General features: G+C 36.4%; 15 protein-coding genes and 1 other annotated feature (1 of these 16 cut by a window edge). Of the genes, 1 reads left to right on the top strand and 14 read right to left on the bottom strand.

All coding sequences use genetic code 11. The features are described 5' to 3' along the window. Nucleotides 1-29: 29 nt before the first annotated feature. The 12 genes from RBU59_RS21990 to RBU59_RS21935 all read right to left on the bottom strand — a co-directional run bounded on the left by RBU59_RS21990 (nucleotide 30) and on the right by RBU59_RS21935 (nucleotide 11,944). On the bottom strand, nucleotides 30-530 hold the full coding sequence (locus tag RBU59_RS21990; RefSeq protein WP_308144620.1) for a GNAT family N-acetyltransferase: 501 nt from the start codon (nucleotides 528-530) through the stop codon (nucleotides 30-32). 66 nt (nucleotides 531-596) lie between these two features. Next, nucleotides 597-1,883: a glycoside hydrolase family 125 protein gene (locus RBU59_RS21985; RefSeq protein ID WP_308144619.1), complete on the bottom strand. Its 1,287-nt coding sequence runs from the start codon at nucleotides 1,881-1,883 to the stop codon at nucleotides 597-599. 74 nt (nucleotides 1,884-1,957) lie between these two features. After that, nucleotides 1,958-3,313 carry a family 4 glycosyl hydrolase gene (locus RBU59_RS21980; protein ID WP_308144618.1) on the bottom strand — a complete coding sequence of 452 codons (1,356 nt, stop codon included), beginning with the start codon at nucleotides 3,311-3,313 and terminating at the stop codon, nucleotides 1,958-1,960. A 2-nt stretch (nucleotides 3,314-3,315) separates the two neighbouring features. Beyond that, on the bottom strand, nucleotides 3,316-4,263 hold the full coding sequence (locus tag RBU59_RS21975) for a carbohydrate kinase family protein (RefSeq protein ID WP_308144617.1): 948 nt from the start codon (nucleotides 4,261-4,263) through the stop codon (nucleotides 3,316-3,318). Between the two features lie 279 nt (nucleotides 4,264-4,542). After that, the gene (locus RBU59_RS21970; protein ID WP_308144616.1) at nucleotides 4,543-5,466 is read right to left on the bottom strand and encodes a metallophosphoesterase family protein; all 924 of its coding nucleotides are present in this window, start codon (nucleotides 5,464-5,466) and stop codon (nucleotides 4,543-4,545) included. 157 nt (nucleotides 5,467-5,623) lie between these two features. Then, a complete protein-coding gene (locus RBU59_RS21965) occupies nucleotides 5,624-6,241 on the bottom strand; it encodes an HD domain-containing protein (protein WP_308144615.1) in 618 nt (205 codons plus the stop codon). Between the two features lie 213 nt (nucleotides 6,242-6,454). Then, entirely contained in the window at nucleotides 6,455-6,745 is a 291-nt protein-coding gene (locus tag RBU59_RS21960) for a putative quinol monooxygenase (protein ID WP_308144614.1), read from the bottom strand. 101 nt (nucleotides 6,746-6,846) lie between these two features. Continuing rightward, nucleotides 6,847-7,359, bottom strand: coding sequence for a nitroreductase family protein (locus tag RBU59_RS21955; RefSeq protein ID WP_308144613.1), 513 nt, complete (start codon nucleotides 7,357-7,359; stop codon nucleotides 6,847-6,849). A gap of 108 nt (nucleotides 7,360-7,467) precedes the next feature. Then, nucleotides 7,468-9,123, bottom strand: coding sequence for a SulP family inorganic anion transporter (locus tag RBU59_RS21950; RefSeq protein ID WP_308144612.1), 1,656 nt, complete (start codon nucleotides 9,121-9,123; stop codon nucleotides 7,468-7,470). A 90-nt stretch (nucleotides 9,124-9,213) separates the two neighbouring features. Beyond that, a complete protein-coding gene (locus RBU59_RS21945) occupies nucleotides 9,214-10,008 on the bottom strand; it encodes an ABC transporter permease (RefSeq protein ID WP_308144611.1) in 795 nt (264 codons plus the stop codon). Next, nucleotides 9,992-10,780 carry an ABC transporter permease gene (locus tag RBU59_RS21940; RefSeq protein WP_308144610.1) on the bottom strand — a complete coding sequence of 263 codons (789 nt, stop codon included), beginning with the start codon at nucleotides 10,778-10,780 and terminating at the stop codon, nucleotides 9,992-9,994. The genes RBU59_RS21945 and RBU59_RS21940 overlap by 17 nt, the downstream gene beginning before the upstream one ends. Nucleotides 10,781-10,966: 186 nt before the next feature. After that, on the bottom strand, nucleotides 10,967-11,944 hold the full coding sequence (locus RBU59_RS21935; RefSeq protein WP_308144609.1) for an ABC transporter ATP-binding protein: 978 nt from the start codon (nucleotides 11,942-11,944) through the stop codon (nucleotides 10,967-10,969). A gap of 708 nt (nucleotides 11,945-12,652) precedes the next feature. On the opposite strand from RBU59_RS21935, the gene RBU59_RS21930 reads away from it, so the two are divergent. Beyond that, nucleotides 12,653-13,012 carry a hypothetical protein gene (locus tag RBU59_RS21930; protein WP_308144608.1) on the top strand — a complete coding sequence of 120 codons (360 nt, stop codon included), beginning with the start codon at nucleotides 12,653-12,655 and terminating at the stop codon, nucleotides 13,010-13,012. A gap of 6 nt (nucleotides 13,013-13,018) precedes the next feature. Here the strand turns inward: RBU59_RS21930 and RBU59_RS21925 are convergent, their stop codons facing one another. Further along, on the bottom strand, nucleotides 13,019-13,960 hold the full coding sequence (locus RBU59_RS21925) for an AEC family transporter (protein WP_308144607.1): 942 nt from the start codon (nucleotides 13,958-13,960) through the stop codon (nucleotides 13,019-13,021). 164 nt (nucleotides 13,961-14,124) lie between these two features. After that, a complete protein-coding gene (locus RBU59_RS21920) occupies nucleotides 14,125-16,488 on the bottom strand; it encodes a valine--tRNA ligase (RefSeq protein WP_308144606.1) in 2,364 nt (787 codons plus the stop codon). A 72-nt stretch (nucleotides 16,489-16,560) separates the two neighbouring features. Next, nucleotides 16,561-16,769 (bottom strand) — a binding site (T-box leader) (it continues 53 nt past the right edge of the window).

The following is a 16,769-nucleotide window of genomic DNA, read 5'->3' as shown; positions in this document are numbered from 1 at the left end:
GCCCCAGTTCGTTTTCTTACGTATATCAATTATTGACTAGATAAATCTATCAATGCCTGTCCATCCACACGGTATACGGTCCAATCAGACATGGCTTTTGCACCCATCTTTTCATAAAAACGGATAGATGATTTGTTCCAGTCAAGGCACCACCAGTCCAAACGACCGCATCCACGTTCTAAACATATCTTACCTAAACACCCAAACATTGCTTTGCCTAAACCCAAACCGCGATATTTATCCTTGATATACAAATCTTCCAGATACAAATTCGCCTTGCCTAAAAAAGTAGAAAAGTTATGAAAATATAAAGCAAAACCTACAGGTATATTTTTATATTCTCCAATAATTACCTCTGCCTGACGTTTTACAAATAGAGATTCATAGAGAATATCTTCATCAGCAACTACTTCCTTAGATAATTTTTCATATTCTGCCAATTCCTTAATAAAATTTAAGATTAAGTTAACATCCTTTTCTTTCGCTGCCCTGATTTTGAAATCAGGTATTGCAGTCTCATAAACATTCATAAAATCCAAGCTCCTATAATATCAAGTAAAAAATTATTTTTAGCCCTAAACTTATATTCCAGGGTTCTAATTATTTATTTCCATTACAAATAAAGCGAATAAGGAATTCGCCCATGCGAACCATTCCCTGGTAAATTTCTCAGGGTTATTACAGTAAAAGCCCTCATGCATAACCTGTTTACCTCCATCCGTATTAAGTAAAACTTCCAATATACTTTCTTTTTCAGCTTTTGTGTCAGCGGTTAACCCCTGCATGGTAAGGGCTATATGCCAGATATACTGATCCGGAGTATGGGGACTTCCAATTCCTTTTGCACTTGTACCCTCAAAATAATAAGGATTCTTTTTACTTAATATAAACTGTCTGGTATTCTGATATATTTCATCTGAGACATCCGTATATTTAAGCCAGGGAAGTGATAACAGACTGGGTACGTTAGCATCATCCATCAGATTATAATTACCGAATCCATCTGTTTCATAAGCATAAATATCCCCAAAATCTTTATCTTGAACGATTCCGTAATTTCTGATTCCCATTTGGATGTCATTTTTTAAACCAGCTGCCTGCTCTTTCATCACAGAATCCATAAAAATGTCCGCTGCAAATTCCTCAATATATCCAAGTACTACTGCTGCAAACATATTAGAAGGGATGAGATAACCATATTTACAGGCATCATCACTGGGACGGAATCCTGACCAGGTCATTCCGGTGTAACCGGTTGGTTCCCCCCGTCCCTCTCTGGTAAGGGTGTCAGATTCAGGACAATTAAGTCTTATAAAGGAATATTCGGAGTTCTTATCATGATTCTGTTCCTTTTTCCATTGTTTCATAATTAATCCGCATACCTGCTTAACTTCCTCTGTAAAAATGCTTTTATCCTTTAATATAGACCAATATTCGTGCAAGAGCCATATAGGATAACACAAGGAATCCACTTCATATTTTCTCTCCCAATCCCAGGGTGTTGACTCCGTTATATCCACATCCCAGCAATTTCCGTTGGCTTCTTCATTAAAAGCGTTGGCATAGGGATCAATCAAAATACATCGCATCTGCCTTTTTATTAAACCCCGCACTAAATCTCCAATAATCTCATAATCTTTTATAAACGGAAGATAATGAACAACCTGGGCCGAGGAATCTCTAAGCCACATGGCAGCAATATCCCCTGTGAATACAAAGGCTTCTCCGTTATCTAAAAACTTAGTTGTGGTTTTTGCCGTACTTACAAAACAATTCTTAAATGTCTCGTATAACTTCTTATTGTCTTTAAATTTAACAGCTATTTTTTCCGCTATCTCTTCCACTGCCTGACTTAGTTCAAGCTGTTTCTCTTCCAACTTCATATTTTATATACCTCCAAAAAAAATTTAAAAGCGGATATTTCAATCCGCTTTATTTCCTGAAACCTCGTTCTTTTTTAAAAGATTCCTCCATAGGCTTCATCATATTGCTCTACCAGTTCTTTCGCTAAGGAATAAGAGTTAATGAGAGGATGTAGGGTAAGTGCTTGTATCGCTTTCTCTTTTGATTTAGTTTTAATTGCCTGAACTGTAAGTTTTTCATATAATTTTATTAAACGAATCAACAGATAATTGGATTCCGGAACTTCTCCGATTGGTATCGGCTCTATACCTGCTTTGGATACCTTACAGGTAACTTCTATGACATCCTCATCCTCAAGCCCTGTTATACAGCCATTATTTTGAACAGATAATACCAGGTAATTACCCTCTTCACTTTGCAGTCCTTCGATACAGTCTAACATGACTCCGGCATAACCCATACCATCCGGTACTTTAAGATTACCTTTTTCAATTACTTCTCTCTTATCACTTCCGGTTTCGATACTCATGTAGGAATTTTCACGTACCGCCATATAATATAAAAAGATCTGTAAAGCTCCCTCCGGATCGGCCTCCATATCCATGGATTTTAGTTCACCCATCATCCGGATATTCACCTCTTCAATGGTTTTCCCCCTGGTGGCCCCGGATTTTAAGATATTCCCAAGAGCTTTTTCTCTATGATAATAATAATATAAATATTCATTAGGCAAAAAACCAATAGAACGAAGTAATTCCGGATCGAACATGGAAAATTCCTGAATATCATTTAAGAATTCATCGTCTTTTAATAAATCCGGTAATATTTCCGTTCCGGTATTTTTTACGCTGCGTATCCAAGATAGGTGATTTAATCCAAAGAATTCTACGTATAGATCTTTCTCTTCTACATTAAGGTGTTTCGCCATTCGGAATTTCGTACTGCTGGGTGCATCGCAGATGCCGATAATCTTATCGTATCCGGCATTTCTTAAGGCCTGGGTAACCAGACCGGATGGATTAGTGAAATTAAAGATCCAGGCATTCGGTGCATACTCCTTAATTAATTCGCAGTATTCAATCAGAACCGGAACCGTACGTACTGCCATGGAAAAGCCGCCCACACCTGTGGTTTCCTGCCCTATCACTCCGTTTTTAAGAGCTATGGTCTCATCCACTACTCTGGAATGGTCCCCGCCTACTCTGAGTGTAGTTACAACATAATCCGCACCTTTGATTGCATCTATAGCATTGTCAGCCGTTTCCAGCTTAAGATCTTTATTGTTACGATTAATTACATGTTTACATAATTTACCGATTATCTGTAACTTCTCCTGATTGATATCATACAGAGCTACTTTATCTATCTTTAACGCTTTATAACGGTTAAGCAGACCGTTGATAAAAATAACTGTCCTTACTCCTGCTCCGCCTATCACTGTTATCTTCAAATTTACCCCAACCTTTCCTCCTGTTTTTTAATGAACCTCAATAATTCATCTTCAACAGGAAAGCCCGTATTACCGCCTAACTTCGTAACGGATAAAGCTCCGCAGCCATTTCCGTATTTTAAACAATCCATAATATCTTTACCTTTTAAGTACCCGTAGATAAATCCTGCATTAAATGAATCACCGGCACCGGTAGTATCAACCGCTGTAACCGGGTAGGAATCCGCTGTATAATCCTTTCCCTTTGAGCATGCAATAGCTCCTTTCTTACCCAGTTTCGCAACGGCAATCTCGCAATACCCGGAGAAATCCTGTATAACCTCTAGGGCACTGTCTTTTCTTCCGTAATGAATTGCTTCCGTTTCATTCATAAATAAAACATTAATATAGGGAAATAATTCATAAATTCCCTTATACCATTCTCCCGTACTGTCCCAGCCTACGTCAAAAGAAATCGTAACTTCATTCAACTTTCTCACTTTTTTCAGTAATTGTAAATATTTATTATGGTTAATATTACCTTCATATCCGGTTAAATGTATATGTCTTGATTTTTGTACCTTATCTAATTTGATGGAATTAAGATTGATTTCCGCATTAGTACCCCGGTAAGTTAAAAAAGAGCGTTCTTTTTCATTGGTAAAACTGATGGAGATTCCCGTTTTGTTATCCCTGCTGACGCTTATTAAAGAACAATCCGTATTGGTTTTTTTTAATTCCTCCATTATAAACTTTCCATAACAGTCATCTCCGATGGTGCCCTGAAATACAGGATTAAGTCCAAGCTTTCCAAGTCCTAATGTAAAAAGCGCCGCTCCGCCGCCTACATAAGTATTCATAATATCTACGACATCTTCCTGTCCGGGCAGAGGAAAGTGTTCTACGCCCGGAATTACAATATCCACATTAACATCACCATAAATAAAAGCATCCCATTTATTATCTGCCATCTGCTTACACCCTTTCGATTTTCCTGTGCCACTGGGCTGGCCGCCTGAATGTTGACTGATTTACAGAAAATACAGACAAATATCAAACGGACATAAACTTATTCTTATATTTTATATTATTTTGTATAATTAACAAGTCTTTTCGTGAAATTTATTAAGCTTTTGCCACACCGGTTGTGGCACCTTGGGCAAAATACTTCTGATCAAACGGATTGTCTGGCAAAAGGAACGCTGATCCGGTATGGTTTATATAATTATCATTAAAGTATTATCAGGCAACTACCGTTGTTTTTCAGGCTGGTGTATCATTTGTTCCTGTAAGACTATCCCATCCTCCAGTCGTATATAAGTCTGAAAGGACTCGGTATTGTTCTCATTCAGTACAATAATCCTTGCTCCTCTTAAATAGCCCTCCTGTCCATAAGTATTATAACCGGTCGCCCTTCCGTACCCTAATAAAATACCATATAAATCTCCTATGTAATCATTAATATGGTCATGACCCACAAACACTGCCTTAGTATGACCTGTTTCCAACATAGCCGTAAAAAAACCCGAATTAATCTTAGGAGCGCAAACTTCTTCTCTCTTATCTCCATAACAGATTCTCGTATCCCAAACCTCGTTATATTCCGGTAACGCGATATGCATAAAAACCAGCGCGGAAAAATTGTCTGCCTTTTTTTCAAACTCCTGTACCACTTTCTTATACCAGTGAATTTGGCTATCTTTTACATAATCATAACCCTCAACCTGCGGCAGCTGATTATACGCTCCCGAATCTATTCCGAACAAAAGCCATTTCGTGTTATCCTCCCAGTCCTTTACCTCCAGGTAATGATTTCCCATACCACTGATTGAATCATCCGCATTGAATGCCGCACAATTCGAGAGTCTGGTAAAAGCATCAAAAAGTTTGTCATATCCTGCTCCTTCTTCCGTATCATGGTTACCGAAAGTAAAACTCCACGGAACACCTGCATCTGTAACCGGTAATAAAGCTTTACTTAACAAACTGATATTATCAGGACCATATACAGTATCTCCGGTTATCATAATAAAATCTGGTTTTTCTGCTTTTAGTATCTGTTCCATCAGTTTTGTAGTACCATGATCCAGCTCATTATCATTAGAATAATGAATATCGGTAAACTGTAATATCTTAAAAGTTCCGTTACTATTAAACTTTAGTTCTGTATTCATATTCTGTCTTACTCCTTTTCATAATTTATTCTCTTATATACTATAGAATTATCAATTATCTTATTAAACTATTCCTATACTAAAATAGTCAGCCTAAGTTAAGAACAAAGCAGAGGTTAATATCGGTTATTGTATCTTCGCTCTTTTTATATTATATTTAATATTTCGCTTCAAAAGTATTTTCCCTGACTCCGGGTAAAACATCATAAATTGAACATCCGATTAGATTTTCAAAATATTCTTTAATTCCTATAACGGCATTCCATCTTGCCACTGTATATTCATTCACACCATATCGCCTTGTTACGTCAACAAACCGCTTTTCAAGTATGCAAAATCCTGTAGAAAGTGCAAGACTGTCACACAACTGGACAAGTTTATCGTAGTCACTGTACTGAATAGAAGCTAAAAACTTATTTATAAAATTATAGTCTTCTTCCGTAACATCCCATTTCCCGATTGCAGTTTTAATATCCTGTATCATAAAAGAATGAGTGATGCATATCTGTGCAACATCCTCCCAGCCTTTAGACATACAAAACTTATAGCCCTCCAGAAGATGTTTCTCGGAAACAATGCCAACTCTTCTCCCAATGTCATGTAAAAGGCCCAGTATATAAGCTTTTTCCGTATTCAGCGTATCACAGTGTTCCGCTATATTTTTGCAGGCCGCTGCCACATATCTGGAGTGGCCGATCCATAAGCCAGGATTCATACGTCCGGCAGCTAATAATTCCTGTTCCGCCGTTTCTATTAATGGAAATTTATTAACCATTTATGTTCCTCCTATCAGGATTACCTGCCAATTCTCTATTAATTTACAATTATCAGCTTTTATATAACCGTAATAAACTAGGCTATGCCGGTTATTCTGTTTATTATAAAAAGTATAGGACTGCCGCGAAATCTTTCGATTAGTAACCTTGCACTTTGACAAGTTCATCACTCTAAGAATTTTGCGGCAGTCCCTTAAAAATAAAACTGAATCTTATTCAGCTACCCGGTAAATATTCAGTTCCCCTGGTTTTTCCTGGAATTTGGATAAAGCTGGAACCATTTCTTTAAAGTGTTCTGCTTCCATATGCTGTTTTAAATGTTCCTCACTTTCCCATTCCTCTAAGAAAGTCAGTACCTGAGGATCTTTTGTGTCCTGATATAACTGGTAATGCACACATCCTGCATCTTTATCATTAGTCGCTATTACTAATTTTTTGGCTAATTCAATATAGTCTTTTACTTTGTCTGCTTTCACGTAATTTTTAGCTACTATTTTAATCATCTTTTACACCATTCTTTCTTTTAGTTTCTGCTAATTTCTACACAGTTCTTTTAATTTGCTCCATTCATTTGTTCCTTAATTCAAGTAATTTTTCATAAGAATCATCCATTGCTCCAAGTCTCATAATGTACTTTTTCCGGCCTGTAACGATCTAGGAAATCATTTTTCTGGTTATCTGGATATCCTGCTGAGACCAAAGCAAACGGTTTAATATATTCCGGGAAATGGTACATTTCTTTTAGAAATTTTTCAGCGGATTCATTTGTTGCAACACCCATCCAAACTGCACCTAGCTCTAAGTGTACGGCTTCCAGCAGAATATTCTCCATGGCGGCACTCATGTCCTGCTGCCAGAAAGTCGGATGTCTTAAATCTTTACAATTTGCTAATAGTATAAAAGTTACTGCAGAACCCGCTGCCGGTTTCGAATAAGGTGTCATAAGAGAAAGTTGACTTAATACCTCTTTATCCCTCACAACGATAAATTCCCAGGGCTGCTGATTTCCTGCTGATGGTGCCTGCATAGCCGCATGAAGTAATCTATCGATTTTCTCATCTTCCACGGGTCTGTCCTGAAATTTCCTCACACTTCTTCGATTAAAGATTTCTTCCATATAATACCTCCTTTAAATTTTATGCTAAGATATACAAATGGGAGATATTCCCTATGCCTAATAATATATCAAAAGAAGCAGGCGATTGTCAATGTGTTATCCTCTTTATCAGGAAGCAATTTCCGCCGCCCTTTCCAAAGCAATATCGATATTGTCACAGAAATTTCCGCTGCCGATTTTTGATGCAAAGCCTGCTTTCTGCATCATATTTAAAGGTTGTTCCTGTACATGGGATAAAATCAAAGTTATCTGCTTTTTTTTGCACTTTATCAATATTTCTTCCAGTGCATGTAATGCTGTTACATCCATTGCCGGAACACTGCGCATACGTAAGATAACCGCATTAATATGTGAGTCCAAAGAGATATTCATAAATTTATCTGCAGCTCCAAAAAACATAGGCCCGTTAATTTCATATACAAGAGTATGTCTTGGAACTTTTTTCAACCTTATGTTTTCCGTATCGTTTAAATCCTCTTCTTCATTCTCCTCTTCTATATACTGCCAGCTCTCAACCTTGGTAACATCGGCCATCCTTTTCATAAATAATATGGCTGCAAGGAGAATTCCTGCTTCGATTGCAACTACCAGATCAAACGCTACGGTTAATACAAAGGTTGTCACAAGAACCAGGATATCACTTTTAGGGGACCTTTTTAATAATACAGCAAATTCCCTTAAGCCGCTCATATTATAAGCAACCATAAATAAAATAGCTGCAATAGCAGGCATAGGTATCAGAGCCGCGTAAGGCATAAGCAAAACCAGGATAAGCAATAACATAACTGCATGAACCATACCTGATATAGGGGTTCGTCCTCCGTTCTTAACATTGGCAGCAGTTCTAGCAATAGCACCGGTTGCCGGTATCCCGCCAAATAAACCGGAACAGATATTACCTGCACCCTGAGCTATTAATTCCATATTGGAGCGATGTCTGCTTCCGATCATTCCATCCGCAACTACGCAGGATAACAAAGATTCAATACCGGCTAAAATCGCTATGGTAACTGCATCCGGCATAACATTACGGATTGTGCCTAAACTAAACTGGGGGATATGGATTGTTGGTGGATTAGCTGATAATTCATATAAACTGCCTATGGTATTAACCGGAACAGAAAAAATCTTGACAAGGACAGAAGCTATGATTACCGCAATGAAAGAGGCCGGAATTTTCCCATTTATTTTAGGCCAAAGAATTAATATACCAAGGGAAATCATACCAATAATAAATGCACTATAATTAATTGTATGTATATTTTCAAAACATGCTTTTACTTTCTCCAGGGTTTCCACAGGTGAATTTTGAAAAGTTAATCCAAGAAAATCTTTTATTTCTCCGATAAAGATAGTTACTGCGATACCAAATGTAAATCCTGTTGTAATGGTATATGGTATAAAACGGATCATACTTCCGAACCGCAGCAAACCAATGATGATTAAGATAATTCCTGCCATTATGGTAGCTATTATGAGCCCCTCCATCCCATCTTCTGCTACAATACCGGCAACTATGGTAGCAAATGCTGCTGTGGGACCGGCAATCTGGACTCGGCTGCCCCCTAAGAATGATATGACAAAACCGGCTACGATTGCGGTATACAATCCTTTTTCCGGTGTCACTCCGGATGCCAGAGCCAGAGCGATGGATAAAGGAAGGGCTATAATAGCCACTATAATACCTGCAACCATGTCTTTCGCAAACTGTTCTTTGGTGTATGTTTTCAAAACTGAAAACAATTTGGGTTTTAATTTGTTCATTTAATAAAGCCTCCATGTCATTTGTAAAAAGATATACTTAAAGATAATAGTCTTTCTTTCAATTATTTTCAAGTATGATTGTAAATATATTTACACTCTGGCACTCATCAGATTACTGGAGGAGTATCTTTTTAATCCTCTGTAAAAAACAAAAAATGCAAGCCCTATAATAAATATTGTAAATACCAATATTATTAATAAATACCATATGTGAAAACTTATCATCAGCCTTGTGGGAAGATAAATTACAAGGCCTATGGGAATTATCGAATATAATAATAATCTTACGAGACCTTTAAATATACCGTCCGGATAAGTAGACATACTAAGCATTACTCCAATTAAATTATTTGATATAATATCTCCTTTTACAATCCAGAATGATATACTGCCCATTATTACTGCAAAAGAAGTAAGAATCAATCCCCCTGTAACCGTTAAGACAGTAAATAGTAAAAGATTGAACAGACTGAACCGAAATATACATAAAATCACATATCCATATATCAGATCCCCTATTGCAGAGGTACTGGTACCTGAAGTTATTACACCAAGGAGCACACTTTTAGGCTGAACCAGAAAAGAATCCAGCTTACCGCCTATAATCAGATCAGGTATATCAAATGCCATGTTAAAAAATATGTGGGAAAATCCAAAAGTACTGGCTGCAAGCCCCCATAATACCAATACTTCCTCCATTTTATAACCACCGATATTATCTTTCAAATGAAATAATATAAACCACTGGATGATAAAAATAGCGTTATTTAACATCATAAAAAGGATATTGGTTGCAAAGGTTACCTGATTGGTCATCTCCCGCATAATGTTATATTTTACTGAAAGAAATATTACCTTTAATTGATTTCTAACCACCGTTAACATTTAATTTTTTCACTCCCCTCTTAAATAATATTCCTAATAGAAATATAGTTACCACCAGATAAACAAGCTGGACAGCAAAAACTTTAAAAAACATATCCATAGTAAAGTCGATAATCAGTTTTGCCGGACCATACGTAACTACATAAATAGGTGAACCTTTAATAAACGGCTGAATCCATACCGGAAATACCTCAATCGGAAAAAGGGTACCAACAACAATAATTAATTTGTCATAAATCCAATGGAAAGGGCCGGAATCTTCTATCCAAAAGGACAGTATACTGATACCGATTCGGATTACACTGTTAATCAAGATGCCTGTAAATGCAGCCAATATTATCAACGGAAGAAATCGAATATGAAAATTATATAGCTTACCGACAAAACTAAAACCAAGTAATATGCCGGCAGTTAAAAACAAGAAAAACTTAATCGTAATCTCACCCAGATGTTTTGAAACTATATAAAACAAATAATTATAGGGCTTGTTGATTCCATAAGCAATGGTTCCGCTTTTAATATCATTGCTGATTTGATTCGTCAGGGTTCGGTTTCTGGTACCAAACCACATAATTTCAGTAATTATAACATACCATACCATTTGGTTCATGGAATACCCGCTTATGCTTAAGGTATCTGAATAAATGTATTCCCACAGGTTTAAGAAAACAAAAAGTATGATAAAGAAACTGATAAAACCCAATAAGATATTCATAATATATTGGAGATTTTCAATTAAAGTTGCTTTATAAATATAAAGGTATTTTTTCATACGGCACTCCTTTCAATCTTATACTTAACAGGATTTTAGTGTTAAAAGGTCCTTACCCAGTGTTCGGGGGAAGGGCAGCTTCCGTTGAATCTATATATACTGATATTCATTCAAAATGCTAAATTGACCTTTTGACACCTGGTAACCTGCCATGCAACTTATATAAGTTCAAAGTTAAATGGATCTTTAATCTTTATTCTTATAGATTTCCGTAATAATGGATTCAAGCGGTACATTGGATATATTTATATCCACCATGTTATCTGCGTCAAATAATTGAAATACTTCACTTATTTTTCTTTTTGTTGTATCCACTTCCAGTTTTATATTACCGCCTTTACTTTTTAATACCGTAATCCCGATTTCTTCCTTTAAACTGCATACTTCTTTTAGTTTCACCTCAATAATTTTTTTATTCAGATAATGGTATTTTAGGTTTTCCATTGTATCATCTAAAACAATTCTTCCGTGGTTTACGATAATAATCCTTTTACATAACTTTTCAATATCTCCAACATCATGACTTGTAAGAAATACAGTAGTTCTGTATTCTTTATTCATTTTTTTAATGAGCTCCCGTATATTTTCCTTAACTACCGGATCAAGTCCAATCGTTGGCTCATCCAAAAATAATATCTCCGGTTTATGAATTAAGGAAGCAACGATTTCACAACGGATTCTCTGCCCTAAAGAAAGGTTTCTCACCGGTGTATTCACAAAATCCTCTAATTCAAATACTTCCTTTAGTTCCTGAATCCTTTTTTCTGTTTCTGCATTTGACAAATCATAAATAGCTCCAAAGAATTTAAAATTATCATACGGTGTAAGATGGGTCCAAAGCTGCTCTTTCTGACCGAATACCGTTCCTATCTTGTAAGATAACATTTTTCGCTTTTCTGTCGGATTAATATCCAATACTGACATGTTGCCGTTGTCCGGATATAAAATACCTGTAAGCATTTTTATCGTGGTGCTTTTACCGGCTCCGTTAGGACCGATAAATGCAAGCATTTCTCCTTGTTCCACCTTAAAACTAATGTTATCAACCGCTTTCACAGTTTTATAATTTGGTTTTACTATAGACCTTACACTTCCTGCCAAACCCTTTTCTTTTACCTTAACCTGAAAGTTCTTTGTTAATTGATTTACTGTAATAACCTCCATAAAAAATCCCCTTTCTTTCTAAAGACTTTGGAATCAAGTACCAAATGCCAATTTAAAATGATACCCCCTTTGCATGCAATAAGACGTATTTTTTCTATTGCATAAGTAAGCGTCTGGTCTGCCAGACTCTGTTACTGACGCGCTGTTACTTCAGTGACAATCCACCAAAGGATATTATCCTTTTGCATGTTCATGTGCATCTAGCCCGGCGGGCCTTTTTATCTTATAGGGAAGTTCAGAAAATTTTCCCGGTCGAAAATAAAAAACCGCCTTGGATAACATTTTCCTAAATAGGAAAAATATTATTCAATGCGGTTATATTAAAAAAAGAAATCTATTCATAACCGCATAGACACAAATGAAATATTACATCTGCATCTATGCTTGCAATAGATGCAAAAGTTAACTTTCCATAAATCGTAAGTGACTAATTAGGATAATAAGAATAGATTTGTTCATTTTGTTTTCTCCTAAAATTTGTTATTTCGAAAAAGTATAACATAACGGTTTTTCTTTGGCAACACTTTTTTAGAATTATTTTCCTGTATCATCCTGTCTAAGGAATATGAAACATAATAATTTTTATTGGTATAAATTATCTACAAAAAGCTAAGGATTTATGGTACAATGATAAGATGAATCACATTAATTCAGATAACTATCTGATTTCACAAGTACTAATTACCTACAGAAAAGCGAGGATAAAAAATGGATTATGAATTGGGATTTTGGAAATATAAAGAGGGTATATACAAAAATAATCAGAAAGTATACACCCTGTTAAGCAGAGACGAAGAAGTATATGGCATTGATGACCTACCCACCGACGACATTCTAAATGACATAAAAGAGGTCTTTAAGGATTGGAAACTGGTTGAAGAAAATGAATACGAAAAAGATAATTCCGGTTTCTTTCAGTTTACCGTGAAGAATAATTTCGTTCGCTTTGACTGTTATCAAATGGATGAAGACGATATGAACAAATTCATTGACATCATGTATGATTACGATTGTCCTCTATATGACCCTCAGGAAAATAAGCGTTTTGATGAACGTAATGAAGAGTAAGGATAACTAAATCACACCATACAAATTTCCTAAATATGTCCAGAAAAATATGGTAAAAATGGAACATATGGAGGTTACAACAATGATTAAGGCTGCCAATTCACCATTTCCACCCATCTGATCGGACATGGTGAAAGAAGCAACCGCAGTAGGTGATGAAAATAAAGACATTAAAGACACCAGCTCAGCTCCTCTAAACCCGATTAATATTGCAACCGGAAGAACAACTGCAGGAATGACTATCAACTTACCTAAAGCGCATGCTATCAATTTAATCCTGTAACGGGCGAACCCGTTAAAAGTAAAGGTTCCGCCAAGTACAATCAGAGCCAGAGGTGTAGCCATACCTCCCACATCACTTACCACATCCATTAACATCTCAGGAAGTTTTATACCGGATATCAGAAAAAGAAGACCAAGAAAGATACCTACCACCATAGGGTTTTTAGCTACTCCTGCCATAACTCTGATCACATTCATCTTGGCATCACGATATGACTCAAATAAAAAAACGACTAAGGTATTATATATAAATACGGTTAGTGCAGCAAGCAAGGATACCATCCCAAGGACCTCACTATCCGGATAGATGGAACCTACAATGGTTAATCCAAATAAAACATTATTGGATCTGAAAATTCCCTGGACCATCGTTGCCGCATCACTTCTGTTTTTTACAAAATGGGGCATTAAAAAGTATAAGATAAGAAAAGTAATACAGGTAGCAAGTCCGCCGAATATCAGCAATAAAGGATTTACATCCGCTAAAAGGTCCGATGTATAGATGTTTTTAAAAAGCACCACCGGAAGAAATATTGAGAATATCATTTTATTTATCTGTTTTAAAGTTGCATCTGTTAAATGTATCGTTCGTTTCAAAATATATCCTAATGCCATAAGGATAAACATCGGAAATACCACACGAAACGAAAGTAAAATTTCTTCCATACTTTCCTCCTAAACTCAGCTAAACTAAGTACTGCGTATTATCTTAACATATATTTTGTTTCATGAAAAGAGCTTTACTGGAAATCTATGGTTTCAATCAGGAACAATATAGTCAGATAGTGAGCAGGCCGGAATCTGACAGGCCAGACTCCAGCCCGGATTTATTATTTATAGTTGATTTCCTTGCTGCCGGTGCAGGCTAATATGTCATTTTCGGTTTCCCTAAAGTACCTTTTAATATTAGGTTTACTTTCAACAGTAACCATATCTATTTCATCTTTCATGGATAAATTGTTCTCCGATTTATATCTTCGCACCTCCAAAATTATTCTCTTTAACTCTTCGCCGAATATCAGCAGTTCCTGATTCATGTCATTCTCTGTTTTCCAGCACAAATTATGAATGGATATCTCTTTTTCCCGATCACGGTAAAATTCCTGGTATATATAGTCGGTAATATGAGGAGTATAAATAGCATAAAGTTTCAAAATACCTAATAAGGCATAATATATAGCGTATTGACCTGACTTTCTTGCTTCGGCTCCGTGCTTATCCGGCTGATAAAGCCTTTCCTTTATTATTTCGATATAATAATCGCAGAAGTCTTTCCAAAATAATTCATCAATTACATGCCTTGCCTGCCCGATTTCGTATTCATTTAACAGGTCCGTCACTTTTAAAGTTGTTTCCTTAACCTTTTCCAATATCCAAAGATCAACCGGTTTTAAATTCACTTTATAATCTATGTCCACATCTTCTAAATGGGATAAAACAAATCTGGACGCATTCCAAAGCTTAGTTACGAATCTTTTAGAATTTTTTAACTCATCTTCACTAAAAAAGGTATCCGTACCTAATTTAGAATTGGCAGAATGGTACCGTAAAACATCCGCTGAGTGGCTATCAATTAAAACAGCTGGGGAATTTACTGCATTATTTTTTGACTTACTTATCTTTTCCCCTTTTTTGGCAAGTACAAAACCACTAATCATAATGTCTTTCCAGGGTATCTGATTGGTATGGTATAAACTTTTTACAATGGTATAAAATGCCCAGGTACGAATGATTTCATGGGCTTGTGTCCGCATACCCATAGGAAGAATAATATCACTTCTATCATCTTTTTCCCCTAATCTGGCATTAATAAGAGGTGTAACCGAAGAGGTAGCCCAGGTATCAAAGACAGCAGTTTCCGGCACAAATTCAGTACAGCCGCAGCTGCAGGTATCCTTAGGTATACTTTCCATAGGATTAACCGGAAGTTCTTCTTCATCTGCAAATAATTCCCTGCCGCAATTCTTGCAATACCATACCGGAAATGGTACACCAAAATATCTCTGCCTGGAGATACACCAATCCCATTTTAAATTTTTTACCCATAATTGATATCTGGTTTTCATACTTGCCGGATACCAGTTAATTTCATCGGCTGCTTTTAGAAATCTTTCTTTTTCTGATAAAATATCAATATACCATTGACTGGATGGGATTATTTCTACTTCCTTTCCGCAACGTTCATGGACAGCAACCGTGTGAGTGATCTCCTCCTGTTTTATTAATAATGATTTTTCCTTTAAGAGACGGATAATTTCTTCTCTTGCTTCTTTTACTTTCATTCTGCTAAGATAAGGTACCTCATCGCTGATTCTTCCATCCGGTTTTATTACCTGTTTCAACGGAAGTTTATGTTTTTCGAACCAAACGGCATCCGCAGCATCTCCAAAGGTTGCACACATAACAACTCCGGTACCTTTCTCCATACTTACCTCTTCATCGGCTAATATGGGTATTGTAAAATTATACAAAGGAACCTTGGCTGTTTCACCTATATAGGAAATATACCTCTCATCACCCGGATTAACAAAAAGGCAAACACAGCCATATAATAATTCCGGACGTGTTGTTGCAATCGTAAGAGCTGTTCGGTTTGTCTTAAATTCCAGATAATTAAAGGTACTGGCTAAATCTTTCGTATCCAGTTCAGCCTGGGCTATAGACGTCTGACATTCCGTACACCATAAAACCGGTGACTCTTTCCGGTATGCTTTTTTCATTTTAACCAGTTCTAAAAAAGAACGCTGGGATATTCTCTGGGTTTTTGGTATTACGGTACGATACTGCTGATTCCAGTCAACACTAAAGCCAAGTGATTCCCACATTTGTTTAAATTCCTCTTCATATTTTTCTGAAACAGCCATACATTTTTCCACAAATTCACTTCTGGGCAGTTCTCTGGCATGAATTTTTTCAGTTTTTTCTACCAGCCGTTCGGTAGGTAAACCATTATCATCAAAACCAAAGGGGTAAAATACGTCAAATCCCTGCATTCTTTTAAATCTGGCAATTATTTCTGCCTGGGTATAGGAAAATATGTGGCCAATATGAAGACTTCCGCTTACTGTCGGCGGCGGAGTATCAATAGAAAAAACCTTTTTCTCTTCCCCGTTATGAAACTTGTAAATATCATATTTTTTCCATAAGTTCTGCATTTCTTTTTCTGCAATTTTAAAATCATACTTTTTATCCATGTAGATACCTCCTTTTATTTACATATACAAGCAGAACGTTAATAAAGGCAAAAAAATCGCCCTAAGCTTTACGCTTAGGGCGAACTGATATGTCCGTGGTACCACCTAAATTCAGTATAATACTGCTCTTTGTCAGTACGGGAAATTAAATTCCGATACTGCTTTCCTTGATAACGGTAGAAATTTCCGTTGGAGTCTACTAAGATAAATCGCATTATCCGTTGGATCCAAAGCTCAAAGGCTACTTCCCTGCTTCCATTACGAAGATTTTCACCAGCCAT

This window comes from Anaerocolumna sp. MB42-C2, from assembly GCF_030913705.1.
Lineage (GTDB): Bacteria > Bacillota > Clostridia > Lachnospirales > Lachnospiraceae > Anaerocolumna.
The sequence above is the reverse complement of the archived record's forward strand: the minus strand, read 5'-3'. Positions and strand labels throughout refer to the sequence as shown.

What these genes read in the sequence shown, in the direction of transcription:
- RBU59_RS21990 (WP_308144620.1), bottom strand. Translation starts at nt 530, where the DNA reads ATGAATGTTTATGAGACTGCAATACCTGATTTCAAAATCAGGGCAGCG.
- RBU59_RS21985 (WP_308144619.1), bottom strand. Translation starts at nt 1,883, where the DNA reads ATGAAGTTGGAAGAGAAACAGCTTGAACTAAGTCAGGCAGTGGAAGAG.
- RBU59_RS21975 (WP_308144617.1), bottom strand. Translation starts at nt 4,263, where the DNA reads ATGGCAGATAATAAATGGGATGCTTTTATTTATGGTGATGTTAATGTG.
- RBU59_RS21970 (WP_308144616.1), bottom strand. Translation starts at nt 5,466, where the DNA reads ATGAATACAGAACTAAAGTTTAATAGTAACGGAACTTTTAAGATATTA.
- RBU59_RS21965 (WP_308144615.1), bottom strand. Translation starts at nt 6,241, where the DNA reads ATGGTTAATAAATTTCCATTAATAGAAACGGCGGAACAGGAATTATTA.
- RBU59_RS21960 (WP_308144614.1), bottom strand. Translation starts at nt 6,745, where the DNA reads ATGATTAAAATAGTAGCTAAAAATTACGTGAAAGCAGACAAAGTAAAA.
- RBU59_RS21955 (WP_308144613.1), bottom strand. Translation starts at nt 7,359, where the DNA reads ATGGAAGAAATCTTTAATCGAAGAAGTGTGAGGAAATTTCAGGACAGA.
- RBU59_RS21950 (WP_308144612.1), bottom strand. Translation starts at nt 9,123, where the DNA reads ATGAACAAATTAAAACCCAAATTGTTTTCAGTTTTGAAAACATACACC.
- RBU59_RS21945 (WP_308144611.1), bottom strand. Translation starts at nt 10,008, where the DNA reads ATGTTAACGGTGGTTAGAAATCAATTAAAGGTAATATTTCTTTCAGTA.
- RBU59_RS21940 (WP_308144610.1), bottom strand. Translation starts at nt 10,780, where the DNA reads ATGAAAAAATACCTTTATATTTATAAAGCAACTTTAATTGAAAATCTC.
- RBU59_RS21935 (WP_308144609.1), bottom strand. Translation starts at nt 11,944, where the DNA reads ATGGAGGTTATTACAGTAAATCAATTAACAAAGAACTTTCAGGTTAAG.
- RBU59_RS21930 (WP_308144608.1), top strand. Translation starts at nt 12,653, where the DNA reads ATGGATTATGAATTGGGATTTTGGAAATATAAAGAGGGTATATACAAA.
- RBU59_RS21925 (WP_308144607.1), bottom strand. Translation starts at nt 13,960, where the DNA reads ATGGAAGAAATTTTACTTTCGTTTCGTGTGGTATTTCCGATGTTTATC.
- RBU59_RS21920 (WP_308144606.1), bottom strand. Translation starts at nt 16,488, where the DNA reads ATGGATAAAAAGTATGATTTTAAAATTGCAGAAAAAGAAATGCAGAAC.